We start from the raw sequence: 761 nt of genomic DNA, 5'->3' as shown, positions 1-761 counted from the left end.
TGAAGGGCAGGTCCCGATCCACGTACTTATCGTAGACGGCATGGCCGAACTCGTGCAGCATGGCGGACATCCAGTATTCATTGTCCCGGATGTTGCACAACACCCGGACATCGCCCCGGCGATTCATATCCAGGCAGAACGCGTGCTGGTTTTTCCCTTCCCGCTCGTACAGATCGCTCTTGGCGAGCATGTCCCGGATCTCCAAACCGAGGGCGGAAAAGGTATCGGCGGTCAGTTTTTCGATGTTTTTTCCCCGGTAATGGACATCCATGTCCAGACCGGTCACCGGCGGAGCTTCCTGAAAAAAGGGATCCGAATAATGCCATGGCCTCAGCTCTCCCGGTTCCAGCCCGAATTTTTCCCCCAGTTCCGCATCGATTTCCCCTTTGATTCGCCGAAAGGGCTCGTCGGTCAATCCCTTTAGCCGTCCAAACAGGGAGAACACCTCGTCCCGATCCAATTCGCTCAGCTCAAACATCATTTGGTGGTGATCCTCAAAACCCAGGCGGCGTGCCGCCTCGTTCCGAAGTTTGACCAGCCGGATCAATCCCTTCTCCACTTCCCGGCCGATCTGTTTGCTCGCCCGCCACACCTTTTCCCGCTCTTTGGAATCGGTACTTGTCGCCAAGACGCTGCGCACTTCGTTTTCCGTCACCTTCCGTCCGTCGACGGTCCCGCGAAAAGTGTTGAAAATATTGCTCAGCTCCGACGAAAGGCGGATCATCTCATCCAGCAATTCCTCCGGCACCTGGTTTTCCAGC

General features: G+C 56.1%; 1 protein-coding gene. It reads right to left on the bottom strand.

Features of this window, described 5'->3' with window-relative positions; all coding sequences use genetic code 11:
• Positions 1 to 761: M2 family metallopeptidase (locus RZO55_RS20385; RefSeq protein WP_318066102.1), on the bottom strand; the 761-nt coding region annotated here is incomplete at both ends.

The sequence above is a fragment of the Clostridium boliviensis genome, from assembly GCF_033342255.1.
Classification (GTDB): domain Bacteria; phylum Bacillota; class Clostridia; order Lachnospirales; family Lachnospiraceae; genus Lacrimispora; species Lacrimispora boliviensis.
This window is presented reverse-complemented; position numbering and strand designations above follow the sequence as displayed.